At 34.3% G+C, this 23,768-nt stretch carries 27 protein-coding genes; 10 read left to right on the top strand and 17 right to left on the bottom strand.

Annotated elements, in window-relative coordinates:
* Nucleotides 1–2: 2 nt before the first annotated feature.
* The 6 genes from LF887_RS19040 to LF887_RS19015 form a co-directional block, all read right to left on the bottom strand.
* Entirely contained in the window at nt 3–539 is a 537-nt protein-coding gene (locus tag LF887_RS19040; protein WP_236855829.1) for a hypothetical protein, read from the bottom strand.
* Nucleotides 540–668: 129 nt separating this feature from the next.
* Nucleotides 669–1,868 (bottom strand): tyrosine--tRNA ligase, encoded by a 1,200-nt coding sequence (gene tyrS, locus LF887_RS19035; protein ID WP_236855828.1) that lies wholly within the window; start codon nt 1,866–1,868, stop codon nt 669–671.
* 475 nt (nt 1,869–2,343) lie between these two features.
* Entirely contained in the window at nt 2,344–2,934 is a 591-nt protein-coding gene (locus tag LF887_RS19030; RefSeq protein ID WP_236855827.1) for an NAD(P)H-dependent oxidoreductase, read from the bottom strand.
* Between the two features lie 75 nt (nt 2,935–3,009).
* A complete protein-coding gene (locus LF887_RS19025; protein ID WP_236855826.1) occupies nt 3,010–3,828 on the bottom strand; it encodes a helix-turn-helix domain-containing protein in 819 nt (272 codons plus the stop codon).
* Nucleotides 3,828–4,337, bottom strand: a complete 510-nt coding sequence (locus LF887_RS19020) for a GNAT family N-acetyltransferase (protein ID WP_236855825.1) — start codon at nt 4,335–4,337, stop codon at nt 3,828–3,830. Before LF887_RS19020 ends, LF887_RS19025 begins: the two co-directional genes overlap by 1 nt.
* On the bottom strand, nt 4,318–4,935 hold the full coding sequence (locus tag LF887_RS19015; protein WP_236855823.1) for a TetR/AcrR family transcriptional regulator: 618 nt from the start codon (nt 4,933–4,935) through the stop codon (nt 4,318–4,320). The genes LF887_RS19020 and LF887_RS19015 overlap by 20 nt, the downstream gene beginning before the upstream one ends.
* A 97-nt stretch (nt 4,936–5,032) precedes the next feature.
* Between LF887_RS19015 and LF887_RS24285 the strand changes: the two genes are divergently transcribed.
* Together LF887_RS24285 and LF887_RS19010 are read left to right on the top strand one after the other, a co-directional pair.
* On the top strand, nt 5,033–5,167 hold the full coding sequence (locus tag LF887_RS24285) for a hypothetical protein (protein WP_262912485.1): 135 nt from the start codon (nt 5,033–5,035) through the stop codon (nt 5,165–5,167).
* Nucleotides 5,167–5,526 (top strand): hypothetical protein, encoded by a 360-nt coding sequence (locus LF887_RS19010; protein ID WP_236855821.1) that lies wholly within the window; start codon nt 5,167–5,169, stop codon nt 5,524–5,526. Before LF887_RS24285 ends, LF887_RS19010 begins: the two co-directional genes overlap by 1 nt.
* 91 nt (nt 5,527–5,617) lie before the next feature.
* Here the strand turns inward: LF887_RS19010 and LF887_RS19005 are convergent, their stop codons facing one another.
* Entirely contained in the window at nt 5,618–7,990 is a 2,373-nt protein-coding gene (locus LF887_RS19005; RefSeq protein ID WP_236855820.1) for a TonB-dependent receptor domain-containing protein, read from the bottom strand.
* Between the two features lie 132 nt (nt 7,991–8,122).
* Here LF887_RS19005 and LF887_RS19000 point away from each other — a divergent pair, with 132 nt between their 5' ends.
* Nucleotides 8,123–8,698, top strand: a complete 576-nt coding sequence (locus LF887_RS19000) for a Crp/Fnr family transcriptional regulator (RefSeq protein WP_236855819.1) — start codon at nt 8,123–8,125, stop codon at nt 8,696–8,698.
* Between the two features lie 59 nt (nt 8,699–8,757).
* The gene (locus LF887_RS18995) at nt 8,758–9,777 is read left to right on the top strand and encodes an NAD-dependent epimerase/dehydratase family protein (protein ID WP_236855818.1); all 1,020 of its coding nucleotides are present in this window, start codon (nt 8,758–8,760) and stop codon (nt 9,775–9,777) included.
* An 8-nt stretch (nt 9,778–9,785) separates the two neighbouring features.
* Here LF887_RS18995 and LF887_RS18990 read toward each other — a convergent pair whose 3' ends face one another.
* The gene (locus LF887_RS18990) at nt 9,786–10,409 is read right to left on the bottom strand and encodes a hypothetical protein (RefSeq protein ID WP_236855817.1); all 624 of its coding nucleotides are present in this window, start codon (nt 10,407–10,409) and stop codon (nt 9,786–9,788) included.
* A gap of 368 nt (nt 10,410–10,777) precedes the next feature.
* Here LF887_RS18990 and LF887_RS18985 point away from each other — a divergent pair, with 368 nt between their 5' ends.
* Nucleotides 10,778–11,341 carry a TetR/AcrR family transcriptional regulator gene (locus tag LF887_RS18985; RefSeq protein WP_236855816.1) on the top strand — a complete coding sequence of 188 codons (564 nt, stop codon included), beginning with the start codon at nt 10,778–10,780 and terminating at the stop codon, nt 11,339–11,341.
* A 39-nt stretch (nt 11,342–11,380) separates the two neighbouring features.
* Complete coding sequence (locus LF887_RS18980; protein ID WP_236855815.1) at nt 11,381–12,787, top strand: MFS transporter; 1,407 nt, start codon at nt 11,381–11,383, stop codon at nt 12,785–12,787.
* A gap of 226 nt (nt 12,788–13,013) precedes the next feature.
* Here the strand turns inward: LF887_RS18980 and LF887_RS18975 are convergent, their stop codons facing one another.
* From LF887_RS18975 to LF887_RS18945, 7 genes are all read right to left on the bottom strand, one after another.
* Complete coding sequence (locus LF887_RS18975; RefSeq protein WP_236855814.1) at nt 13,014–13,421, bottom strand: hypothetical protein; 408 nt, start codon at nt 13,419–13,421, stop codon at nt 13,014–13,016.
* Nucleotides 13,422–13,432: 11 nt separating this feature from the next.
* Nucleotides 13,433–14,173, bottom strand: a complete 741-nt coding sequence (locus tag LF887_RS18970) for a hypothetical protein (RefSeq protein ID WP_236855813.1) — start codon at nt 14,171–14,173, stop codon at nt 13,433–13,435.
* A gap of 927 nt (nt 14,174–15,100) precedes the next feature.
* On the bottom strand, nt 15,101–15,832 hold the full coding sequence (locus LF887_RS18965) for a class I SAM-dependent methyltransferase (protein WP_236855812.1): 732 nt from the start codon (nt 15,830–15,832) through the stop codon (nt 15,101–15,103).
* A 45-nt stretch (nt 15,833–15,877) separates the two neighbouring features.
* Nucleotides 15,878–17,128, bottom strand: coding sequence for a hypothetical protein (locus LF887_RS18960; protein WP_236855811.1), 1,251 nt, complete (start codon nt 17,126–17,128; stop codon nt 15,878–15,880).
* A 120-nt stretch (nt 17,129–17,248) separates the two neighbouring features.
* On the bottom strand, nt 17,249–17,449 hold the full coding sequence (locus LF887_RS18955) for a YqaE/Pmp3 family membrane protein (RefSeq protein ID WP_236855810.1): 201 nt from the start codon (nt 17,447–17,449) through the stop codon (nt 17,249–17,251).
* Between the two features lie 314 nt (nt 17,450–17,763).
* Nucleotides 17,764–18,147, bottom strand: a complete 384-nt coding sequence (locus LF887_RS18950; RefSeq protein WP_236855809.1) for a tetratricopeptide repeat protein — start codon at nt 18,145–18,147, stop codon at nt 17,764–17,766.
* 73 nt (nt 18,148–18,220) lie between these two features.
* The gene (locus tag LF887_RS18945) at nt 18,221–20,239 is read right to left on the bottom strand and encodes a M3 family metallopeptidase (protein WP_236855808.1); all 2,019 of its coding nucleotides are present in this window, start codon (nt 20,237–20,239) and stop codon (nt 18,221–18,223) included.
* A gap of 211 nt (nt 20,240–20,450) precedes the next feature.
* Here LF887_RS18945 and LF887_RS18940 point away from each other — a divergent pair, with 211 nt between their 5' ends.
* Nucleotides 20,451–20,975 carry an SRPBCC family protein gene (locus LF887_RS18940; RefSeq protein ID WP_236855807.1) on the top strand — a complete coding sequence of 175 codons (525 nt, stop codon included), beginning with the start codon at nt 20,451–20,453 and terminating at the stop codon, nt 20,973–20,975.
* A 34-nt stretch (nt 20,976–21,009) separates the two neighbouring features.
* Here the strand turns inward: LF887_RS18940 and LF887_RS18935 are convergent, their stop codons facing one another.
* The gene (locus LF887_RS18935) at nt 21,010–21,369 is read right to left on the bottom strand and encodes a DUF805 domain-containing protein (RefSeq protein WP_236855806.1); all 360 of its coding nucleotides are present in this window, start codon (nt 21,367–21,369) and stop codon (nt 21,010–21,012) included.
* Between the two features lie 68 nt (nt 21,370–21,437).
* Nucleotides 21,438–21,878 (bottom strand): DUF805 domain-containing protein, encoded by a 441-nt coding sequence (locus tag LF887_RS18930; protein WP_236855805.1) that lies wholly within the window; start codon nt 21,876–21,878, stop codon nt 21,438–21,440.
* 75 nt (nt 21,879–21,953) lie between these two features.
* On the opposite strand from LF887_RS18930, the gene LF887_RS18925 reads away from it, so the two are divergent.
* From LF887_RS18925 to LF887_RS18915, 3 genes are all read left to right on the top strand, one after another.
* Nucleotides 21,954–22,403: a GreA/GreB family elongation factor gene (locus LF887_RS18925; protein ID WP_236855804.1), complete on the top strand. Its 450-nt coding sequence runs from the start codon at nt 21,954–21,956 to the stop codon at nt 22,401–22,403.
* A gap of 210 nt (nt 22,404–22,613) precedes the next feature.
* Nucleotides 22,614–23,123 (top strand): nitroreductase, encoded by a 510-nt coding sequence (locus LF887_RS18920; RefSeq protein WP_236855803.1) that lies wholly within the window; start codon nt 22,614–22,616, stop codon nt 23,121–23,123.
* Between the two features lies 1 nt (nt 23,124).
* A complete protein-coding gene (locus LF887_RS18915) occupies nt 23,125–23,709 on the top strand; it encodes a hypothetical protein (RefSeq protein ID WP_236855802.1) in 585 nt (194 codons plus the stop codon).
* Nucleotides 23,710–23,768: the final 59 nt, after the last annotated feature.

The following is a 23,768-nucleotide window of genomic DNA, read 5'->3' as shown; positions in this document are numbered from 1 at the left end:
CTTTAGCTCAATGTAATATTTTTCTGGTTGATGTAGGCTTCATCAACAATTTCTTTTTCAAAATGATCCGGATACAGGGTGATTTTTATAAATTCTTCATCACTGTAGAAGCCTCTTAACAGAAGCTCATTACCCACTATTTGTATTTGGGTTGTGAGATTTTTAAGAATGATTTCCTCGCAGTTCAGGGTTTGAATATTAAATATAAATAATCTTTCTCTGTGCTTATCCTGATATTTAATGATCAGATAATGCTCGTAAAAATACAGGCGCGCATTGCTGTAAGGGTTGTTAATAGGAGGTCTCCACATAATCAGTGTTCTTTCATTTATTCTGATATAGACTTGTTCTTTTCCTGCCTCATTATACTGCCACCAAGCTAAAATACCGTAAGAGTTGACAGCAGTTTGATAAACTGATACTGAGTTTTCTGCTCCAAAATTATCTGTCCATACAATTTTTTCCTCTGTAATTTCGGTTTTAATATTGTTCATGAACAATTCTTCATCAATCAGATTGAGAATTTCAGCCTGCGTCATTGTTGTGGTATTTAATAAAGACGAAGATATTGAAAATTATTATCTCTCAATAAGAATAGCAAAGTGAATTGTAAATGATCCAGTCACTTTGTTTTCTGTTTTTCTTGAAAATTTTCTGATCGTGAATTTTTATACCAGCTTAAAAAACTTTCGTTTCCCCATCTTTATTTTGATTCCCTCCACAACTTCAATCATTTGCTCAGGCTCTACTATTTTAATGGTATCAATCTGAACACTTCCGCTTTCAATAAGTCTTCTCACAGCCGATTTGCTGAGGTCATTTCTAAGGTGATGACAAAGCTCCAGAACCGTAGTTCTGTTTTGTTGGAGTTTCAATGAATGAATAGGTACAGGTTCAAAAGTTTTACTATCAAAATTTTTATTCTGAAACTGGTTATTAAAGAACTGCTCAGCATTTTCAGCATCTTCATGATGGTGATATTGGCTGATGATGTTTTTGGCAATAAGCTTTTTAATATTCATGGGATTTTCACCCTTTTCCATTCTGGCTTTCAGACTCTTTTTCCTTTCAGCCGAAAAATCTGTGGCAAGATCAATAAATTCATCAATAAGACTGTCCGGAATCGACATCGTTTTTCCGAACATTTCATTAGGCTTATCAGTAAGTCCGATGATGTTGTTTAATGATTTGCTCATCTTTTCCTTTCCGTCTATACCTTTCAATAAGGGCATACACATCACAATCTGAGCAGGAAGATGATGGACCTCCTGAAGCTGCCTTCCCATCGTACAGTTGAAAAGCTGGTCTGTACCGCCCATCTCAATATCACATTCGATTTTTACAGAATCAAAACCCTGAAGAATAGGATATACAAGCTCATGCACAGCAATAGGAGTATTCTCTGTAAACCTTTTATTGAAGTCATTACGATGCATCAGTTGGGCTACTGTCACTTTAGAAAGCAATTGAATTACTTCTGAAAAATCAAGTCTGTCCAGCCAGTCAGAATTGAATACGATCTTTGTTTTTTCAATATCAATCACTTTAGAAAGCTGATCGATGTAAGTCTGTGCATTATGCTTTACCTCTTCAGCACTCAATGGTTTCCTCGCTTTGTTTTTTCCTGTGGGATCTCCAATTCTTGCGGTAAAGCTGCCTACCACAATAATAATCTGATGCCCCAGATCCTGGAACTGTCTGAGCTTTTTAAGGACTACAGCATGGCCTAGGTGAAGGTCCGGAGCAGTAGGATCAAATCCTAATTTGATAGATAACTTTCTGTTCTCTTTGTCGGCTTGAGCTAGCTTTTCTTCCAATCCATTTTCAGGAAGGATGATAGCCGTATTTTCTTTCAATGTATGAAGCATGCTTTTAAATTTTTAAATGAAAAAGCCCGGACAGTACCTGTCCGGGCTCTATATATATGTTAGATTATTTTATTGTTTTACAGATATAGAAAGTCTTCCCGAACGATAGTTCGGAGTATAATATTCACTGAAGAATGGAAGACGCAATATGCTGTTTAAATGTTTCATTGTACTGCCAGTATAACAGGGATTTCCTGAATTCCAATATTTAAACCATTAAGACGCAGTGCTGGGTTATAACAAGATTTGTTTTTTTTAAAAACTTAACCGTTTACGAATCTCAATGGTTTAAAATAAAGGTTCAAAACAATTTTACTTGCCATTCCTGAAGCTAATTCCATGCCATAAATCCTTTAAATGCAAAATATAAAATGAAGATGTAAAAAACACTGATTTATTTTTTTAAAATCAACTTATAAGTTGTAAACCTAAAAGAGATAACGGTTTGTTTTTCAGATGTTATACCTGTTGATGATTAAGAATTAAGACTCACTTCTGCGTATATATTTCTGATCCGGTCTTTCCATATCTCTAAATTTTCAGAAGATGCTTTATCAGCTTTATCAAAAAATAAGTGTTGAATGATTTCCAATCCGGAATATATAAAAATCCCGTGGTCAGAAGTTAAAGTTAAAGCTTTGTCCATTCCCATTCGTTCATACTCTTCATGAGATTTTCCATGGGTATTGATAATAACTGTTTTTTTTCCTTTCAGAAGCCCTTTCTGTATACCCTGATCATAGCGGTAAGCGAAGCCGTAACTGAAAACGCGGTCTATAAATCCTTTCATAATAGCAGGCAGCCCCGTCCACCAGATAGGATAGATAAAAGTAATCTGTTCTGCCCAGGAAATATGTTCCTGTTCCCGTTGTACATCTTCAGATACTTTTCCCATACGCTGTCCATGCATATCAGCTAAAGAGAGAACGGGATCGAAACCGATCTTATACAAATCCCTGATCACCACTTCATGATTTTGGGATTGAAGGTTCTCAACAACAGTATTTAAAAGACTATGATTTAAACTGTTTTCATTGGGATGGGCGTAGATAATTAAATGTCTCATTGCTTTGTTTATTAAAATTAATGAGACAAATGTAGAATTCTGAACTATTCGGAAATTGTAAGAAAACGAAATGAATTATTCAGACTTTGGATTGCAGATTTCCTGCTGAAATTTCAGATATTGTGAAGGGGAAAGGTTGATGAAATGTTTAAAATCGTGGATGAGCTGGCTTTGATCATAGTAGCCGCACTGATCGATAACAGTAAACCATTTTAACTTATTTTGCTGTTTTGTTTCTTCTTCAATGATTTTTATGGCTTTTAAAAAACGTTTATACCGGGCAAGCTCTTTCAAAGAATAGCCAAACTGTTCTTTTTGTTTTCGTTGAACATTTCGTTCCGTCTGATGGGTTTGCTCTGCAATGACCTTAACAGGACTTAAAAGATCATTTTCAAAGCTGCTTAAAAGATGACTGGTAGCGTCCTGATACTGTAGATAAGGTCTGCAAAATTCTAAAATATAACTTACCTGCTCAACCGTAGAATTTATTTCAGAAAGCCGATACCACAGATCAGTAAAGCAGTTATCATTCAACAGTTCATCGGGATGCTTTATCAGATTTTCGACAGATACTTTTCCAAAAAATCTGAAGAAGGAATCATCTTTGAAATTGGCCACAAGAATAGAGCTTCTAGCCGGAAGGGTATATTCAAAAGCTTGCCTTACAGGCCCGAAAACAATAGATTTATCAACATAGATTGTCGTTTTTTCATGGGCAGACATAGAGGCATTCTCTCCAAAACAGAATAACAGAATTGTTTGATATGTGGGAAGCAGTGTTTTGGTAACCGGAATGTCAGAAGTATTTTCAGCAAAATAAAAATGAGTGAATACATTTTCAAATTCCGCAGGAACTGAAATTCTGAAATCATTGTATTGCGGTTGTGGCTCCATTACTCAGATAATGATGAGGTTAGTTTTTTAGTCATTTTATAGTTGGTGAGGCTGATCCCTTTTACATAGACAATCTGCTCTTTGATTATTTGAAATCCTTTTTTTTTAAAAAATGGACGGGCCGTTTTGCTGACATCCGCTGTAAGGTAGAGCTCATTTTGTTCCAAAGCTTTTTGTTCGATATGAGTATACAGCCTGGATGCAATTCCCTCATGTTGATGATTATGATGAACAAATAGTAAATCAATATAATTTCCCTGATCAAGTGTACAGAAACCAACCAGCTGATCATTCAGAATGGCAACTAAAACATATTGATCTTTGAGGACACTCAGCCATCTTTCTTCATTTTCTGTACCTGAGCTCCAGGCTTTGCGCTGCATATCATCATAATCTTTCCTGCAGATAACATCTATTGTATGAGTAAACAATAGCTGCATCTCTTTCAGGTCGTTTTCATTTCCTTTTCTGATGATGATTTCCGGATTATTAGATGTACTGCTGCTCATAAAGTTTTTGTTGTTCTTTGTTGAGAAGAGGGTAGAAGAGATTCATCTGAAGAAGAGTATAATGCTGTATTGCTTTTTTTTGATCCAGTTTTAAAATGAGCTTATTGTGGCTGAGCCAGTTATCGGCAATGATGAAAATCTGTTCAGTGAGGCAGTCTACAATAAAATCTGGTACTTCAGTCTGAAAAACAGCACTCTTTTGAAGGTTGGTAAATATCTGTTGAAATTCTTCCTTTCTGTTAAAATTAATCACTTCATATTGTGCCTTTATTTCGGGAATTTTGTTTAATATATCAACAAAATTGACAAATATAAAACGATAAGAATAAAATATACTGGATGTAGAAAAAGTAAACTGATAAAGGTCTTGAAGAGTTTTATTCTCCGTCGCTTTCATTTGATTCAGGAGTTCATCCATTTTCAGGGTAAGTTCTGAAAAAAGAATTTTGATAATGTCCTCAGAATGTCTGAAATGATAATGCAGATTCCCTGCACTTATTTTCAGTTCAGCAGCAATATTCCTTGTGGTGACATTATTATACCCCTTTTCATTAAATAGCTCCAGCGCTTTAGACAAAATCTTTTCCTTTGTGGTCATCCTTCAAAGATAAGAATAAGAGTGGTAATAAATCATCTTCTTATTATTAGAACAATTGTTCTAATGATGTATATTTGCAGTATCAAATCTTATGATAATGGAAGGAAAACAAAAGTTTGATTACGAATCGGCGGAAAAAAAGGGAACATCTGATAATACAGACTTTCAGGAGATTGTCGTGAAGGTTCTGCAGGTGATTTTGGGTATTATTATGGCAGTGCTTCATATGTAATGAAGAAGAAAATTCCATACTGGTTTTGGGTGGGAATAGCTTCATGGGTACTTATTATTCTTCTGAGAAGAAATGACATTTATATACCTGTGATCAATGATCATTTTACAGATTTTATTACCATTCCTATGTATTGCTGTCTGATAGAATATATAATGAATTCCTTACCAGGCTGTCATTGGAAGCCTGATTTGAAATTTGTACTCACCTCAGTTCTCTACCTGTCTTTTTTATTTGAAGTACTTTGCCCAAAGCTTTCTGAAAAGTTTACAGGAGATGTTTGGGATGTACTGGCTTATCTGGCTGGAGGACTCATTTATTATATTTTTCAGGTTAGGAGGTTTCAGGCAGAAAAATAAAAAAGCCGGCAGCTCCACATCGTAATCGGAGACTGCCGGCCGGCGTTATAGTTTTTATCCTGATTCAATCATAATCCATGTACATGAAGGTCTAGCTGCCGCCACCTGCTCTGTTGGATTCTTCAAATTTCACTTGCTTGGTAGCTCCTTTCACATTATTATTCCCAAATTTATAAGTAAGAGAAAGATTTACATTTCGGGTAATTCCTTTATACTGATAATCGATATTGTAAGTAGGGTAGTATTCAATCCCTTTTTCGCGGTTGGTATTTAAAATATCATTTAAATAGAGATTTACGAGAAGTTTTTTATCCATGAAAGCGAGTTTCACTCCTGTATACAGTGAAGCATTGGTATAATAATAGGTATTTCCGTTTCTGTTTGGAAGACTGCCCCATAATCCAAGCATCAGGGTTACCGTTTTTTCTTTATTAAGGAAGAAATTGTTGTCGATATTAATATTGGCACTGTACCCTGCCGGAGCTGGAAGAATCAGAGGATCATAAGATTTTGACTTGGCATAATATCCATTGACAAAAATAGTGGACTCCAGCCATTTCAGTTTGTTGTAATTGTAGCTGATATTGATTCCGGCCTGATCTTCATTATAAAAATTCTTAGCAACCGTATATCTGTAATTTCCGTCTACCATTTGAATCCTGTCCCAGTTGTCTTTATTGTAATTATAATATAAAGTGATATTGAGATTATTTTTTAAGACATAACCAAATTCAAAATTGTCAGAAAATGAAGGAAGGAGATAAGGATTTCCTGTACTGTATTCATAATCGGAGGTAAAATATTTGAATGGATTCAGATTTCCGAAATAAGGACGTGAAATTCTGCGCGAATAGTTGAGCGAGAAGGCATTATTCTCATTAGGTTTATAGCTTATATAGGCGGTAGGGAAGAATTTTCCATATTTAATCTTTGCTGAATTGTTGTCATTCATTGAAATTCCTTCCAGCGTAGTATATTCATAGCGAAGCCCGGCTTTTGCATCCCACTTTTCACTGATTTTAAAATTAGTAGAAATATAGGCTGCATAATTTTCTTCATTATAAAAGAAGGTATTTGTTTTCCCTTGATTAAGTTCGTAATCTCCGTTTTTTATATCAAAAAAATTAAATTCAGAATCATTTTTAATCTTAGTATACTTTAGCCCGCCTTCAGTTTTAATCTTAGCAAAAGTTTTTTCCATATCAGCCTGCCCCGAGTAGATTCTGTATTTACTGATAGGATTAGCCATTGTAGAAGTTGTTCCCGTAGTAGTGGTATTGGAGAAATTCCTGGCATTGGAGTTATTAATCATCATATTGGCAGTAAGGTTCAGTTTACTACCCGCGCTGTCTAGTTTTGTTTCATAAAAAGCCGTTGCATTATGAACATCCCTGCTGTTTCTGTTCCTGTAATCAGACATAATATCCAACAGTCCTTCATCATTGAATCTTTTTGATGTACTCTCTCCTTTTTCCAAAGGATTACTGTGGGAGTAATTATAATTAATTCCAGCAAGATTTTTATCATTGATCTTGTATTCGGCCTTTATATTTCCACTTTTATATTTATAATTATTAAGAATCTGAGTATCTCTGTTCCAGTAATTATTGCTGGTGGTACCTGTCAGATAATTCTTATTGGTATAGTACCAGTAATTATCCCCTATAGACAAATTGGTACTTAGAGATAATTTATCTCCCTGATAGTTAAATGTTGCTCCACTTCTTGAAGAAACAGTAGGTCTTCCCCAAAAATAATTTCCGGAGGTCTGAAGAGATCCGTTCCAACCCAAATTGGCATTTTTCTTAAGAATAATATTGATGAGCCCGCTTTTTCCTTCCGCGTCATATTTTGCAGGAGGAGTGGTGATCACCTCAATTTTAAGAATATCGTCAGAACGGAGGGTCTTCAGATAGTTGATAAGTTCCTGCCCGTTAAGGTTCAGTAGTCTGTCATTAATCATTACAGCTACGTTACTTTTCCCGGCAATACTTATCGCATCATCACTGGTTTTTACCATCGGCGTTTTGGCAAGAGCTTCTATAGCATCAATTCCCTGAGAGGCTACAGAATTCTCGACATTGAAGACCAGGCGGTCTACTTTTCTCTCGAATAATTTTTTCTTTGCAGTAACGGTTACTCCCTCTATTTTCTGCTCCGCAGCTGGAGCTTCTTTTATCTGAATATCTTTTTTGGCATTACCGTTTACTGTAATTTTTTCACTGTTGGTTTTTACCCCGTCTTTTATAATCTCAAGCAAATAATCTCCGTTTTCCTGTAAAAGAATTTTAAATAATCCTTTTTCATCGGTGATGGCAGAAAATTTTTTCTCATTTTTCGTAATCAGGACCTCAGTTTCAGATACTGGCTTATTATCTTTATCCATAACTGTTCCTTCTACACTTTGTGCAAAAATGAATGATGAAGAAAAAAGGCCTAAAAGGTAGATAATCTTTCGATTCATACTTTGTTTTTATATAAGACAACTATTTAAATGAACCTATTACATCAGCTTGTGAAAATCTTTTAAAAATATTAATCAATACTGAAATTTTCTTTTGGTATTTTTGTATCATACTCAAAAATATCCATTTCTATGCACGACAAGCTTTTACAATACCTCTGTTCAGACCATGATTTTTCACAAAGAGAACTTGAGGCTGTAAAGCTGTATTTCGAACCCATTATATTTGCGAAAAATGAGATAATAGAAGAATCCGGAAGAGTTCCTGGTTATCTTTATTATATTGTTTCCGGATATCTCAGACTCTTTTATACGGACGAGAATGGGAATGAGATAACCACCCATATCAACTGCCCGCCGGGATTTTTTACATCATATTCTGATTTTATCAACAGTATGGTCTCAGAAAATAATGTGGCAAGTATTACAGATTGTGAACTTTTGAGGATTTCCAAAGAAAATTTGGATCATCTGGTGAATGAAAGTCAGACGATGAAGGACTTCTGTATTTCTGTTTTCCAGCAGTCTATTACCTATAATGAAAACCGTTCCAGAGAACTATCGGGTTTGAATGCAGAACAGCGCTACCTGAAGCTTATGAAAGATTTTCCTGAGATTATTCAGAATGTTCCCATTCAGTATATCGCTTCCTTTCTGGGAATGAAACCCGAGAGTCTGAGCAGAATCAGAAGAAAAATAATTAACTAACAAAAGTCAAGTGATTCCGGAGACAGGAAATAGAACTTTGTCGTAGTAAAATCAATACAATGACAAAGAATAATTGGAGTCTCGTTTCTGGGGCTAACGGGCATCTGGGAAATAATTTAGTGAGATTTTTATTAAAAAAGGGACTTCCGGTACGTGCTGCAGTGAGAAATACCGGCAACATAAAACCTTTTGAAGGACTGGATTGTGAGCTGGTGCAGGCAGACATTACAGATAAAGCTTCTTTTGTAAAAGCTCTGCAGGGGGTAGAAACATTTTATGCTGTAGGTGCTTCATTTAAACTATGGGCCAAAGATCCTAAAAAAGAGATCTATGATGTGAATATCAACGGTACGCGTAATACCATTGAAGCTGCCGCAGAAGCTGGAGTAAAGAAAATTGTTTACGTAAGTTCTATTGCAGCACTGGATTATACTCAGCTCCCGACTAAAGAAAGCAATGGATATAATCCGGACCGGAGGGATATGTATTATAATTCTAAGAATGATGGGGAAAAAATTGCCTTTGAACTGGCTGCAAAACTTGGAATTGTACTGGTTTCTGTGATGCCCTCTGCAATGATTGGAAGTGAAGCATTTTTACCTTTAAATGTTTCTTACGGTGTATTAAAGCTTATTTTAAATAAGAAAATTCCGGTTGATACAAGGATTACCCTGAACTGGGTAGATGTGAAAGATGTTGCCGAAGGATGTTACCTTGCCGCTGAAAAAGGACGTCCGGGAGAACGTTATATTCTTGCCAATGAAAAGTGTATGACGATTACAGATACCACCATTCTTGCCAATACCCTTTATCCGGAACTGAAACTGGAGATTCCCCGTTCTGTTCCCAAAGGAATTTTGTTTACAATTGCTGCTATCATGGAGTTTACAGCAAGAATGAGTGGAAAAGCACCGGTGCTTACCAGAAAAGATATTTCCATGTTTTCCGGATTACAGCAGGATTTTGATATATCCAAATCAAGAAATGAATTGGGATTCAATCCTAAAAGTCCTGAGCAGGCTGTAAAAGAGGCACTGCAATACCTGATGGAAAGGCCTGAAATTTTAAAAGAGAGTTAGAAATCTCCTTACTGATACTCAAGCTTGATAATAGAACCTTTGTAAAATTTGGTTAAATCATATAGATCTGCAAAATAACGTTGAAGATCTGGAATGATTTTTTCATCAAAATCCAGTAAACTGAATTGGCTTTCAGCCATTAAATATAAGGAGTGGTTATCTGGTTTCAGATAGTCGCATAGTATATTTTCACAGCCTTTTTCCTTTTTGAAGATCTCAGTAAGAAATATTCCGTAGACAATAAATTGATTGAAAATTTGAGCATCCACGATATAGTTCATATCCTGCTTTATGAGTTTTTCATAGCTGGCAAGGATCTGCTGGAATTTTTCCGAACCATCCGTAGCGGGAATTTCATAAAAAATATCGATACCATTGATGAAGAGCTGTGTCTTTATTTCTTCATGATCTGAAGAATAGGCTGTACTGAACCATGAAAAAATTTGCAGAAATTCTTCCCGGCTGAGATTTTCTACAGAATCCTTTATTTTATCTTTAATAATTTCAAGATTGGATTTTGCATCAGGTTTTAAGAATTTCAATACACTTTCTTCCTCACGGCAGATCTTATTGTACAAATTAATTTTGGCAATATTAGGATTGGTTTTTATGAAATAAAGTTCTTCTGCCATAGCTATTTACCAAATAATTTTTATTAAAGATACGAAATATGCAGTAAGTTTATCTAAAAAATAATATGTATTGAATGGTAATGGTGAAATTGTTTCTTTTTTAATAATATAATCCGTTACTTAATTGTAAAAACTATAAAAAGTAATCAATTTTAAGACTTTAAATGCTGTTTTCATAATTTTTTCTGGGAGTCTTTTTAATTAAAAAAAATCTTAAAATAGAGTATTGTAAATGACAGCATTTCCCTGAGTCATAGTTTGCAGTAAAACAGACAGTTTTATTAATCTTAAATAAAGATTTTCTTTATCATTTAAAAATAGATAGACTTATCTATTTTTTTTATGTAGCTTTGTAAAAAATTTTCAGGATGAAAAAAGAGAAAGTGCAGGACAGGATTCTCAGAGTGGCGTCTGACTTATTCTACAGACAGGGCTATAATTCTACGGGGATTAATCAGATTATTGCAGAAGCTGATATTGCAATTGGTTCATTGTACAATCACTTTTCTTCAAAGAATGATCTTCTTCAGGCTTATCTTATCAGAGAAGAATTGAACTGGTTTGAAGGCTTTGAAAATAGAGTTGCCAAAATTTCAGATCCAAAAGATAAATTATCAGCCCTTATTGACTACAGAAAAAAATTACAGCATTCTGCTCATTTTGCAGGATGTCAATTTATCAAGATTATTTCCGAAATAGGAGATGGAAATCCGGTGATCTCTGACTTTGTTAAGAAACATAAGGAGAAACAAAAGGATCTGATCAGAACCTTAGTGAAACAGTCGAATATAAAAGAAGAATCTATGGATTCTGATCTTATAGCAGATACTATTTTCCTGCTTATAGAAGGGGCAGTAGTAACCTCTACCATTAACAAAGAAAATGATTCTTTTGATCAAATTAAGAAAATGATTAAGGGATTAATTCCTTAATTTTTTTAAACAGTAAAAAATAGATATATCTATATAAAAATGAAACCTAATTATCTGAAATTAATTATTATACTGTTTGGACAGTTGCTTACTATTATGGATATTTTCATCATTAATGTATCCATTCCTTCCATACAGCGGGATCTCAATGCTTCCAATGGAGAAATGCAGTTTATAATAGCGGCTTATCTTATCGGTTTTGCTTCTTTTCTGATTACAGGAGGCAGGCTGGGAGACTTATACGGGCGGAAAAAGATGTTTATTACAGGATTATTATTTTTTATGCTAAGCTCTATAGCCTGTGGAATTTCATCCGGAGCTGTTCAGCTTATGATTTCAAGATTTATACAGGGAATCAGCGCGGCGGTGATGGCTCCCCAGGTACTTTCTATGATACAGATATTATTTTCAGAGCATAAAGATCGTACTAAGGCAATGGGATGGTATGGGATCACCATTGGGATAGGAACTATTCTTGGACAGTTTCTAGGAGGTTATTTTTCTTCTCTTACAGAGATGGACGAGCCGTGGAGACTGATTTTTCTGATCAATATTCCGGTCTGCATTATGGCTGCTTTTTTCAGTACAAGCCAACTGGAAGAATCCAAAATAAATGAAAAGCCATCTTTTGATATTGGAGGAGTACTGATCCTTTCTGCAGGATTATTCTGTATTACATATGCTCTTACCGCTTCTGAGCAGGAAGGACTGAATGTTCAGAATGTATTGCTGATCATTATTTCTGGCTGCATATTATTCTATTTTATGAAGAGCCAGAAAAACAGGCTGAAAAGTTCAAAATCTTATTTGATTGATTTTGAACTTTTCCAATATAAGAATTTCAATTTGGGGATTGTGGCTGTTTCTTTATTTTTCATTATGCTGGATTCCTATTTTTATATTCTGTCGATATTTTTTCAGGATGGCTTGAAGATAAATCCGTTACAGGCAGGAGTTATCATTGTTTTTCAGGGTCTGGGTTTTATAACAGCCTCGGTTTTCTCTGTGAAACTGGTTTTAAGATATGGAAAAAATGCTTTAATATCAGGGCTTATTCTGATCATTATGGTGCTTATCCTTCAACTGTATTTTTTCAGAATGCAGACTGATTTTTACCTGTTCTGTGTTCTTTTATTTTTACATGGAGTAGGAGTGGGCTCTGTCATTCCTTCCTTAGCTAATATTGCGTTATCCGGAATGTCCGAAAAGCTCATAGGAAATGCCTCCGGGGTCTACAATACCCTCCAGCAGGTTGCCGCCATTATTGGGATTGTTGCTGTAGGAAGTATTTTTTATTATTTTCTTGGAGACAAACCTTTAGCAGAACGGTATTATTTTGCTTTTTCAATAGCTGTGGGGATTAATGTTCTGTGTCTGATTTTAGTAATTAATACTGTTTTTAAAGTACCGGACTATATTTTACCAAAGATCAATTCAAAAAAATAATGAATAGAAATTATTGAACTGTTCATTGGATAAATCGGTTCATGGCTTCCGTCCAGTGAGGTTTATCATGATTGATCTCTCCGTTTTCCACTTCAAAGAAATTGTGCTCAGTATTCAGGTATCTTTTATAAGTTAAATTGTTTTTATGGGCTCTGATTAAAGAATGGGGTTCACGAAAATAATTAACTATTTTTTCAATTACAGATTGTTATCAATGATGATAAATTCATTCTCCGGCAACGTTTTCTTCATAATTTTTCGGTTCATTCTTCAGCGCAACAGGTATATAATGATTTCCTTTTTTCGTGTAAACATCAGCACGGTAAGGGTGTTTTTTTATAATACCTGTGATTGATTCAAATAAATCTGATTGGCTAGACCACACGGTTCCGCATTCTCCACAGCCCCAGAATTCTTTCTGACCGGACACATGAGATATCAACCCATAACAGGAACTGCATGGACATCTTAATCCATCTTCGGCTGTTTTTCTTATAGCGTCTGGAGCATCCATGGTTTGTGGATTCAAAGAGAAATCTTGATAGCATGAAGGGCATTCCAGCATGATGAATTTCATTCCTTTTTTCTGTGAATCAAGAATAAATGTAATTTGGGACTCAGAGGCTGCAGGCATCGTAAATTTATTTATGATCTGAGAACTTTTTCGTTATAAACTTCCATAAAAACATCAAAACTCAAGAGATGTCCGTATCTGAACTTTAAAATTACCTCACCTTTTACAGTTTTTATTTCAAAATATTCTCTATTGCGGTACAGAGGTCTTAAATCTTCATAAGCATAGGAATGACAATCGATCTCAATATTTTTTGAGCTCATAGTGATGACATTGGCCGTAAGATCTTTTATTAAAAGATTAGGGATATGGGCAGGTTGTTTCTTATCCCTCCTGACCAGATAATAAAAAGTAATAACTTTTTTCTGTTCCAGTTGCTCTAATAAAAAGGGAGCTCTGTAATATAAATAATTTTCCAAAAAATAATCTGTGTTTCCGGAATAATCAGATGAAATGGTGTACCAACGGTCTTCTTTGGTTCGAAAAGCCAGGTTGTTGTGTCCTCTTTCAAATTTTTTTCCTGATGGAAAAAGAAATACATCTTCTATGCTAGATAAAGAAATTATTTCATGACCAGTATTTATTTCGTTCCCTGCCAGGTGGAATACCGGTTTTTTTAGATGCTTGAAAAACAGATACCCAAAAAAAATACAGGTGGCAAAAAGGGCATATATTGCCATATGCTCTATTTTTGTAGAGTAAGAGAAATTAATATACCATAAGACAGTAAACAGGGAAAGGCTAAGGAAAATCCCAAGCGCGTATAGGACACTAAGCAAAGGCGAGGGTCTGTAAGATATAATGGTTTTCATACCTGTTTAAGCTATTTTGAAGACATGTGATAATAATATAACAAGGTTTATTATGGGCAGAAAATGTCCTGACTTCCATGATCAAGTCTTTTCGTAAGATTTATTTTTAATAAAATGGAGACAGAAAACAGAGGTAAAAGAATCTGCCGTGATCGGGTAGAAATAAAATGTAAGCTTTTCACCTTAGCCTATGCTTGAAAATTGGAATCATCATTTGTGTTTTTAGAATCGTTTTTTACAGGTTTATAAGTCGTATACCGTGAATATTAGTTTCTACTTTGAGAATAAACCGAAGCACAGGACATAGGTGATATTGTTAATTTTTTCATTTTTTCTTTGTAATAATTGTATACTGATTTTCCATATAAGATCAGTCATTAGGGAATGATGCAAAGCTATCCCGAAACAATATAATTGACAAGGAAAAGGGTGTCATTATTCGCGAATATTAACAGGTATTGTATTTTATTTATTTGATTTTTAGATTTTTATTTGGTTTTATTAAAATTGTTTTTTAGTAGAAACTGGAACTAAAGATTTATTTTATTTGCTCAAAAAGAATAAATTTCCTTTTTTTAATAGAAATATTGATGAAAATCTAATCTTGAAAAATAATCAGATAATTGGCTTTCAATAAAGGCTGTCATTATTCGCGAATAATGACAGCCTTTATTGAACAGCTTTCCGTCTCATAATACTTTTTCGACAGGATGAAAAATAATGATATTTGATCTATAATTGATCATTTGAACAGAAATATAGCTGATCCTTAATGAAAGTAATATGATAACGAGTATTGCACGAACTAATTCATTACAGTATATAAGTAAAGCCCGGATAAGAAATCCAGGCTTGTTGCTATATAGTCTCAAAATGTGTATATGAATACTTATTTTACTGATATTCTTAGTTGAATTTGTAGTTCAATTATTTCTCTACAGAAATCAATAGCATCATAGGACGCCGAAGCTCATCTTTCATTTCCGGAATTTCTTTCAGCATTTCCTGCCCGGGCTCCGGTTCTGTGATTTCTTTTATTTTGAAACCGATCTTTAATAAAGTATTTATATAAGAAGTTAAAGTTCTGTGATATTTGATGACATTTTCACCTAAAAAAGTCGTATTTCTTTTTCCTTCTATGAAATAACGGTCAACCGGCCAGGATGTTTTGTTACCATCTTTGTCATAAGCCCAGTCCTGACCTCCTTCTGCTGTGAAAACAGGATGTTCCACTGAGAATATAAAATGACCTCCGGAGGTTAGCCATTGAAAAATATTCTGAGCAATGCTTTCAAAGGATTCTACATAATGTAATGTAAGTGAGCTTAGCACAATATCAAATGTTTCAGCAGGATAATCAACATCTTCCAATGCTTTTCTTTCATATCGAATGCTTTCCAGATCATTAATTTCCTTTGCTTTTGCCAGCATTTTTTCTGAAAGATCAATTCCAATGACGGATTTCGCCCCATTTTCAATAGCATAGCGGCAATGCCATCCAAAGCCACAACCAAGATCAAGAATATTTTTTCCATTAAAATCAGGTAACATCTTTTTCAGGGTATGCCACTCTCCGGCACCTTCCAGGCCTAACTGTGACCTCAGCATTTTTTCGTACTGGTCAAAAAAAGAAGGGTTATCATATTTATTTTCTTTCATAAGCTGATATTTTTGAATGATGATGGATCAGGTAGAAATAAGAATTTAATACAGTTCGTAACGCAGGGCTTCTTTATCGTTATTTTTCATAATAACAAATTTCCCGTCATAAACGTATTCTGTTTGTAATGATGTTTTAAATTCATTTTTAATAAGTCCTTTTTCCCGGTCATAAACAGGATTTAATGAGAGTGCTTTAGTGAGCAGGTTTTTATTATTGTACTCAAAAACTTTCTTTGCCGTTAATTGAGTATTAGCATAATATTTTACTTCCGTCATGAGTCCGTTTTTATAGGTATACTCTTTTAAATATTTTTTGGGAGAAGAAGAGTCCCCTGAAATTTCTGATATTTTTATTAAAAGATTTTTATCATAGACAAATTCTGTTCTTTTGTTCTCTTTATTATTATAAAAATCAGTAACTGAAGCCAGATTACCGGATTTGTCGTAGGTATATTGGCTGAAGTCTTTTTTCCAACCGAATCTTATCATTCTGTTTTTTTGATCATAGGATACAGAATCTCTGATCCCTGAGCGCTTTTCTGCAATTTCTCCATTTCTGGTAAGTTCCTCTTTGTACCGGATAGCGATCAGGTTTTTGTTTTTATCATGAAGAAGCTCTTCTGTTGTTTTCCTTTCCTGAAATCTTTCTGTTACCTGCGATTCTCTTTTTACCAGTATCCCGTTTTGATAGAAATACTGCTGTCTGCTGTCAGGAGATTGTATTGTAGATATTTTGCCATCCTGATAAGTTATATCCGTTTTTTGATCAGAGGTCAGTTTTTTACTTTTTTCACTCAATTCAAATTCCTGAGAACGATAAGATGTTACCTGATTTTTACTGTTTAATGTTGCGGTGTAAAGACTTTCTGTACTGTTGGGTTGTTGATAAGATACATCGATTATCCCATCATTGCTGTACTTGGCCCTCGCTTCTGCCTGTTGTAAAGCTTGCCGGTTAGAGGCTTCTATTTTATCTTTATCAGCAATATACACGAATTGCTTTTCAGTAAGAATTCCATTTGTATAGGTGCATTTCAGGTTTTTTTGGGTACTGCCGGTTTGTGTATTTTTTATAATGTTGCCATTTTTATCATATTCCGTAATACTGGTAGATGTGATTTTTTTTCTGATAGGTAGCTTTTTTAAATTCTGGTTTTCGATCTCCATTTCAGGATATGAAAGAAACTGTATTTTTTTAATGCTTATTTCAGGAGTAACATAGGTAGGGCATGTATCTACCTGTGCAGAAACAGGTATGGAAGCAGCTAAAAATAATAGGAATGAATATCTCATGGTTTTAGGATAAAATAAATAGGAAGACAGGATGTTTTTTGATAAGCCATAAAATTACAATTTTCAGAAATAAAAATCCTTTACAGAAGTAAAGGATGAGAATATAGAGGTAAAATAATTTTATTTCTGACGGTCACGCACTGCCCGAATTAATTTCTCATTCCGTTTATTGGCTCTTTCATTATTCAGCGACATTACTGCCCAGATAGCAGCAGGAAGCCAGCCTATAAGCGTAATCTGCAAAATAAAACACAGAATTCCGGTAAGGATTTTTCCACGAATCATAAAAGATAAAAAGGGAAGTAAAATGGCTATTAACATGGTTTTAATTTTTGAAGTTAATATTTAAAAATACATCAGTGTGAATCAATGCAATTTACAAATTAATTATTCATGCGTGTATTGCACATTTTTCTGCGTATTTCCTGAAAATTATTTATATTTTCGGCAGCTATACCAATAAAAGCTGTTTTTAATGATTTATTAAAAACAGCTTTACATTTCTTTAGTTCTTCAATGAGAGCTTATCGCAATACTTTTTTTTAAAAAAATGCTGCTCTGCTTTGCCAAAAATTTTTATACATTCTCGTGGATCTTCAGGTGCACATGAACAAAGCAAATGCGTATATATAATTTTAATGGGATTGTGGATCAAAATACGCTTTAAAGGTAAGCGAATTCTCAACTTTCTCTTCAGCTTCTTCGAGATATTCTAAATATTCTGCCTGATGCTTTTCCATATAAATCATAACAATAGCCAGATTTACAAAAAGGTTTTTATCTTCTGAACCTAGGTTTAAAGCCATTTTTAAATAGTGCAAAGCTTTTTCATTTTCTCCCATATCAGAATAAATAGCCCCAATGTTAATTAAAGCAGAGGTATTTTTAGGTTCAATAAATAAAATTTCATCCAATTCTTTAATCAAAAGATCGTTTAAAGTATCCCAGTGATCTTCATTCTGCCATCTTTTTGCCTGAAGTTTTTTTACGTTTTCAAGTCTTTGTACTATGTTATTCATTTGTTTTGAAGTGTTGAATCTTTCCAGATCTTATCTATAAGTGAGGTTTTAGTGTAATATTTAAAATGTTGTCCTATCCAAATGCCCTCTTCAACAGACTTTCCACTTTCGGCTCACTACCTCTGAAGTTTTTATATAATTCCATAGGGTCTTTTGTTCCTCCTGAAGAAAGAAGTATCTTATACTTCGCAGCAATCTCCGGATTGAAGATTCCGTTTTCTTTAAAATACTGGAATGCATCAGCATCCAATACTTCTGCCCATTTATAAGAATAATAACCTGCAGAATATCCACCCTGAAATATATGTGAAAAGCTCGGACTCATTGCTGTTTCCGGGTTTACAGGATAAAGGCTTGTAGCTTTGGTATATTTATCCTCAAAGTCTTTTACACTTTCATGATCCAGCTCATCTACTTTTGTGTGGTAATTCATATCCATAAGTCCGAAACCTAGCTGTCTCATGGTCTGATAACCTTCCATGAAGTTTTTAGACTGCTCTATTTTTTCTATTTTTTCATCAGGAAGTACTTCTCCTGTTTTATAATTTTTAGCAAATGTTTTTAAGAATTCAGGCTCATAGCAGAAATTTTCTAGGAACTGTGATGGAAGTTCTACGAAATCCCATTTTACAGAAGTTCCCGAAAGAGTAGGGTATTGGGTATCAGCCATCATTCCGTGGAGTGCATGTCCGAATTCATGGAACAAAGTAGTTACCTCCTGAAATGTCAGTAAGCTAGGCGTATCTTTGGTCGGTTTGCTGAAATTACAAACGATAGAAATATGAGGACGAGAGTTTTCACCATTTTGTTGGTACTGGCTTTTGTAGCTGGTCATCCACGCTCCCGCTCTTTTCCCTTTTCTTGGGAAATAGTCCACATATAAAAGAGATTTGTAAGTTCCGTTTTCTTTTACTTCGTATACCTTTACATCCTCATGGTATTTCGGAATGTCATTTCTTTCTTCAAAAGTTAATCCGAAAAGTTTCCCTGCCAGGCCAAAAACAGCATCCTGAACCTGATGTAATGGAAAATAAGGTTTGAGCTCCTCATCATTAAGATCAAATTTCTGCTTACGGAGCTTCTCAGCATAAAAAGTATGATCATAGCTCTGCATATCTTCAATTCCGTCTGCTTTTGCAATGGATTTTAGCTCTTCGATTTCCTTATCTGCGTAGGGTTTTGCTTTAGTTAACAGCTCATTTAAAAAATCAAAAACTTTTACCGGAGATTTTGCCATTCTTTCTTCAAGTACATAATCTGCGTAGTTTTTATAACCTAAAAGAACCGCTTTCTGCTGTTTTAAATTAAGAAGTTCCCTGATCAGGTTTTGGTTATCATATTCTCCTCCGTCAAAAGATTTTTTGCCATTCGCCAAAGCCAGTTCTTTTCTCAGTTCACGGTTTTCCGCATAGGTCATGAAAGGAATATAGCTTGGATATTGGAGTGTAACTACCCAGCCTTCGAGGTTTCTTTCTTTTGCTTCTTCTGCGTATTGTTCAATAATAGCTTCCGGAATTCCTGCAAGTTCTTCTTTATTCAAGATATGTTTGAAATAAGCATTGGTGGAAGACAATACATTTTGTCCGAACTGTAAAGATTTTAAAGAAAGATCCATACTGATTTTCTTTAATTTTTCTTTCTCCTCTTCATTCAGCAAAGCACCGCTTCTTACAAAACCTTTGTAGGTTTCATTCAAAAGCATTTCCTGCTCACTATTGAGGTTATATTGCTCCTTTTCATCATATACTTTTTTGATTTTATTGAAAAGGGCTTCGTTTTGAGATATTTTTGAAGAATATTCTGTTAAGATTGGAGAAACTTCCTGAGCAATCTGCTGAAGCTCGTCACTGGTTTCTGCTGAATTTAAATTGAAAAATATATTGGATACCACATCCAGCTGCTTTCCTGAGTAAGCCAATGCCTCAATTACGTTTTCAAAAGTAGGAGCTTCAGTATTGTTGACAATGGCATCAACTTCTGCTTCGGATTTTTGAATCAATTCTTTAAAAGCCGGCAGATAATCTTCATTTTTAATGTCACTGAATGGGGCTGAGTGATAGGGAGTATTAAATTTTTCTGTTAAAATATTCATTTTTAGATTTTTTTATATAAAGTAAATGTAATGATTCACTGGGGATCTGGCTGAAAGGGTCAAAAATAATGCCTGAATAACATGGTATGACAAAAATACCTTATCTTTAATAATCTTGTCATATGGAAAGTGGAGGCGATGCCGGAATATTTAATTTTGAGGACAGATTCAGTAATGATCATTGAAATAAAAAACCTTAAAAATATAAACTATGAAAACATTCTTAAAAATCATTGGTATTATCCTTCTTCTGCTTATTGTGTATGCAGTAATTGCTGTCCTGACTTTCAGTAAAGATTATCACTATGAAAAATCTGTTGTCATTAATGCTCCCAAAGAAAAAGTATGGACGTATGTAGGTTCATTAAAAGGGTATAATATGTGGGATCCCTTTTCCAAGGAAGTGAGAGATATTTCAATTACGTATTCCGGAGACGGAGATAAAGTAGGGGATTCATATCACTGGAAAGGAGATGAAAGTGAAGGTGAACAGTCTATTACTGCAATTGTACCCAACGAAAAAATGATGACAAAGCTTCATTTTATTCAACCTTTTGATGGAAGTGCTAAAGCAACTTTCATTATTACACCGGAAGGAACCGGAACAAAAGTGACATGGTCCATTGACAATGAGTTGAGCCCTATGATGAAAATTATGAAACCTCTGATGGATAATAATATGGGTAAAATGTTTAATCAGGGACTTGCAGATCTTAAGAAGCTATCTGAAAAATAAAATAAAAGCCTTGTCAATTGACAGGGCTTATTTATTAAATTTCTTTTTTACCAATCTCATTAATCGAATTATAATTTCCTTCTCCTTTCGGGTTAGGACCGTATTCATTTGGCCCGTGATCACTGTCAGCAAATATCATCCATAATCCATAAAATGGTATCAATTGAAACCAACCGGAGTTTCCTCTGTCATGGCATCTTTTAGCACCTTGTGCAATAAGAAACCAAAGAAATGGAATAAGTAAAATAAAGAAAATTACAGCAACGGTTCCTGATGGTTCGTTATTTTGGAAATAAAGATTGAAAGGTACAGAGAGTGCAAGATAGATAAGATATGACAGTCCGTATTCTGTTCTTCTGATTCTTCCCTCAAATGAAAAGGGGGCTTTAAACATGATTTTAGTTTTTATAAATGCAAATCTAGGAACAATTTTTAAAAATGATGAAGAATTCCCTTTTTTTGTTATTTACAACTGCAGCGCTGGCAGCCCCAACGTCTGCAGTGCTGTGGGTTGTGCTTCATATTACTTATTAATGCATTCTGAAAATCATCTGTTGTGGTATTGAATGTATCATTTCCTTTTCCTTTTGGATTAGGGCCATATTTATTGACTCCATAATCACTGTCGCCCAGCATCATAAAGAAGAAATAACCGGGGATAAACTGATACAGGCCGCTGTTGCCCCTGTCATGGCATCTTCTTGCCCCTTTCAGCAGAATAAAAAATAAGAAAGGGAACATACAGAGACCAACGATTCCTTTACCATCTTCTGACAGTTCATAATGTTTCTCAATTAACGTTAAAGGATAGGTGAGTGCATAAAATATAATAAGAGAAATAATATAGTGGCTCCTTGTGATTCTGCCCCTGCGGGAGAACTGATTTAAAATTCTATTGATCATTAGTTTATTTTAATATATGACGAAAATATTAATTATTATTCTAAAAATATTATCTTTATATAAAGAATCGATTGTATGGAGAAGACCGTATTTGAAAAAAGTGCTATCAGAGACTTTGTAAAAATTATCATTGCAGAGAAAATTGAGAAACTTAAAAATTTTATCGAATTTACCCTTGAGGCCAGCCGTGACATCAAAAAAACTCCAAAATATGACAGCATGAGAGAAGAAATGCAGGAGGAGATTTATCAGATGCAGCGACAGCTTGGTGCTTTGAATGATCTTAAAAGCAATATGGCAAAAGTACTCAATAAAGCTACTGAAAGAGTTCAGCTGGGGTCAATTGTTGTAACTAATAAAGCAAGGTTTTATATTTCTGTTTCATTAGGAGAGTTCTTTTTTGAAGGAGACCGGTTTTACGCGATCTCTCCTGAAAGCCCTATGTCTAAAAAAATGATGGGCATGAAAGCAGGAGATGAATTTACACTGAATAAGATTCATCAGAAAATCATAGAAGTACTTTAGTATGAATACTCTTTAATAGTGAATTTTGTTTCACAATTAAATGATGAGCGGAATAAATAATATAAACTTCAAATGTATTTGGAGTTTTCTTTTTATTTGGAACTCTTTGGTTTTTGAGCAATTATAAAGCTTATAAAAATCTTAAACGAAGGGGGAATTCTTAACATTTTAAATGAAACAGATTGAATTCCATATTGTAAATTTGCAGTTATGAACAAAGCATCAATTTTAAAAGAAATAATAGAGCAGAGAAGAAGTATTTTTCCAAAAGATTATACCGATACAGAAATTTCTCAGGAAGTTATTGATGAAATTTTACATTCGGCTACTTTAGCTCCCAATCATAAACGTACAAAACCTTGGCGTTTCAAAATATTCAAGGGAGAAGAAAAAGTAAAACTGGCTTTAGAAATGCAGACAATATACAAAGCCAGTCAGCCCGAACAGCTTTTTCTGGAGAAAAAATACAATGACATCGGTTTTAAAATCAATAAAGCAGATGTTGTAGTTTCCATCGTTGTCAACTTCAGTGGGATGGTTCCTGAATGGGAAGAAATTGCTGCAACTTCAATGGCAGTCCAGAATATGTACCTTACCTGTACCGCAAATAATGTAGGATGCTACTGGAGCTCTCCAAAGATTGTGGACCATCTTAAAGAATCTCTGACTATTGAAGAAAATCAGAAATGTTTAGGGTTATTTTATATGGGGGCTGTTTAATATGAAGAATATTTACAGAAATTATAATGAAGAAGATTTGATCATAGCTTATCTTTATATGATGGATCACACAGGTAAAATCAATGATGAAATGCATGATGTGATCAGCCAGAAGTTCAATTATAATGAATTTGTAAAGAAAGCTGAATATAGAAAAACTCTGATAAAAGAAAAGGGAAGAATTTCTTTTGAAGTTCATAACTTAGTGCAGAAAGGAGAGGGCATTGACTTTATTAGTGAAAATATTTCTTCAGGAATTATAGAAAGTAATGAATTGAAGAAATTTATTTTTGACAAGTTTAGTCATTTTTCAAAGGTAAAAGAGAACGATAAAATAGATAAGAAAACAGTTTTTAAAAGTCTTTTAGGAATTGTAATAGCCTCTGTTATCGGAATGATCTTTTTGTATTTGGTGATTGAATCCGCTGGTGGATTCTCGTTCTTTTTACTGATACCTGTTTATATCATCAACTATTTTGTGATTAGGCTGACTACAGGAAAAACGAGAGATAATCTTATTGTATTTCTGGCTGTTTTTATTTCTGTACTTATTTCTACAATATTGCCCTTTATAATGATAATTTGAAAAAATGTTAAAATATATCATATTCAAATTACCTAATTGAAAAAAATATATTATCTTTG

Origin of the sequence: Chryseobacterium sp. MEBOG06 (genome assembly GCF_021869765.1) — a bacterium.
In the GTDB taxonomy this organism is placed as follows: Bacteria; Bacteroidota; Bacteroidia; order Flavobacteriales; family Weeksellaceae; genus Chryseobacterium.
This window is presented reverse-complemented; position numbering and strand designations above follow the sequence as displayed.

What these genes read in the sequence shown, in the direction of transcription:
- LF887_RS19040 (WP_236855829.1), bottom strand. Translation starts at nt 539, where the DNA reads ATGACGCAGGCTGAAATTCTCAATCTGATTGATGAAGAATTGTTCATG.
- tyrS (WP_236855828.1), bottom strand. Translation starts at nt 1,868, where the DNA reads ATGCTTCATACATTGAAAGAAAATACGGCTATCATCCTTCCTGAAAAT.
- LF887_RS19030 (WP_236855827.1), bottom strand. Translation starts at nt 2,934, where the DNA reads ATGAGACATTTAATTATCTACGCCCATCCCAATGAAAACAGTTTAAAT.
- LF887_RS19025 (WP_236855826.1), bottom strand. Translation starts at nt 3,828, where the DNA reads ATGGAGCCACAACCGCAATACAATGATTTCAGAATTTCAGTTCCTGCG.
- LF887_RS19020 (WP_236855825.1), bottom strand. Translation starts at nt 4,337, where the DNA reads ATGAGCAGCAGTACATCTAATAATCCGGAAATCATCATCAGAAAAGGA.
- LF887_RS19015 (WP_236855823.1), bottom strand. Translation starts at nt 4,935, where the DNA reads ATGACCACAAAGGAAAAGATTTTGTCTAAAGCGCTGGAGCTATTTAAT.
- LF887_RS24285 (WP_262912485.1), top strand. Translation starts at nt 5,033, where the DNA reads ATGGAAGGAAAACAAAAGTTTGATTACGAATCGGCGGAAAAAAAGGGA.
- LF887_RS19010 (WP_236855821.1), top strand. Translation starts at nt 5,167, where the DNA reads ATGAAGAAGAAAATTCCATACTGGTTTTGGGTGGGAATAGCTTCATGG.
- LF887_RS19005 (WP_236855820.1), bottom strand. Translation starts at nt 7,990, where the DNA reads ATGAATCGAAAGATTATCTACCTTTTAGGCCTTTTTTCTTCATCATTC.
- LF887_RS19000 (WP_236855819.1), top strand. Translation starts at nt 8,123, where the DNA reads ATGCACGACAAGCTTTTACAATACCTCTGTTCAGACCATGATTTTTCA.
- LF887_RS18995 (WP_236855818.1), top strand. Translation starts at nt 8,758, where the DNA reads ATGACAAAGAATAATTGGAGTCTCGTTTCTGGGGCTAACGGGCATCTG.
- LF887_RS18990 (WP_236855817.1), bottom strand. Translation starts at nt 10,409, where the DNA reads ATGGCAGAAGAACTTTATTTCATAAAAACCAATCCTAATATTGCCAAA.
- LF887_RS18985 (WP_236855816.1), top strand. Translation starts at nt 10,778, where the DNA reads ATGAAAAAAGAGAAAGTGCAGGACAGGATTCTCAGAGTGGCGTCTGAC.
- LF887_RS18980 (WP_236855815.1), top strand. Translation starts at nt 11,381, where the DNA reads ATGAAACCTAATTATCTGAAATTAATTATTATACTGTTTGGACAGTTG.
- LF887_RS18975 (WP_236855814.1), bottom strand. Translation starts at nt 13,421, where the DNA reads ATGCCTGCAGCCTCTGAGTCCCAAATTACATTTATTCTTGATTCACAG.
- LF887_RS18970 (WP_236855813.1), bottom strand. Translation starts at nt 14,173, where the DNA reads ATGAAAACCATTATATCTTACAGACCCTCGCCTTTGCTTAGTGTCCTA.
- LF887_RS18965 (WP_236855812.1), bottom strand. Translation starts at nt 15,832, where the DNA reads ATGAAAGAAAATAAATATGATAACCCTTCTTTTTTTGACCAGTACGAA.
- LF887_RS18960 (WP_236855811.1), bottom strand. Translation starts at nt 17,128, where the DNA reads ATGAGATATTCATTCCTATTATTTTTAGCTGCTTCCATACCTGTTTCT.
- LF887_RS18955 (WP_236855810.1), bottom strand. Translation starts at nt 17,449, where the DNA reads ATGTTAATAGCCATTTTACTTCCCTTTTTATCTTTTATGATTCGTGGA.
- LF887_RS18950 (WP_236855809.1), bottom strand. Translation starts at nt 18,147, where the DNA reads ATGAATAACATAGTACAAAGACTTGAAAACGTAAAAAAACTTCAGGCA.
- LF887_RS18945 (WP_236855808.1), bottom strand. Translation starts at nt 20,239, where the DNA reads ATGAATATTTTAACAGAAAAATTTAATACTCCCTATCACTCAGCCCCA.
- LF887_RS18940 (WP_236855807.1), top strand. Translation starts at nt 20,451, where the DNA reads ATGAAAACATTCTTAAAAATCATTGGTATTATCCTTCTTCTGCTTATT.
- LF887_RS18935 (WP_236855806.1), bottom strand. Translation starts at nt 21,369, where the DNA reads ATGTTTAAAGCCCCCTTTTCATTTGAGGGAAGAATCAGAAGAACAGAA.
- LF887_RS18930 (WP_236855805.1), bottom strand. Translation starts at nt 21,878, where the DNA reads ATGATCAATAGAATTTTAAATCAGTTCTCCCGCAGGGGCAGAATCACA.
- LF887_RS18925 (WP_236855804.1), top strand. Translation starts at nt 21,954, where the DNA reads ATGGAGAAGACCGTATTTGAAAAAAGTGCTATCAGAGACTTTGTAAAA.
- LF887_RS18920 (WP_236855803.1), top strand. Translation starts at nt 22,614, where the DNA reads ATGAACAAAGCATCAATTTTAAAAGAAATAATAGAGCAGAGAAGAAGT.
- LF887_RS18915 (WP_236855802.1), top strand. Translation starts at nt 23,125, where the DNA reads ATGAAGAATATTTACAGAAATTATAATGAAGAAGATTTGATCATAGCT.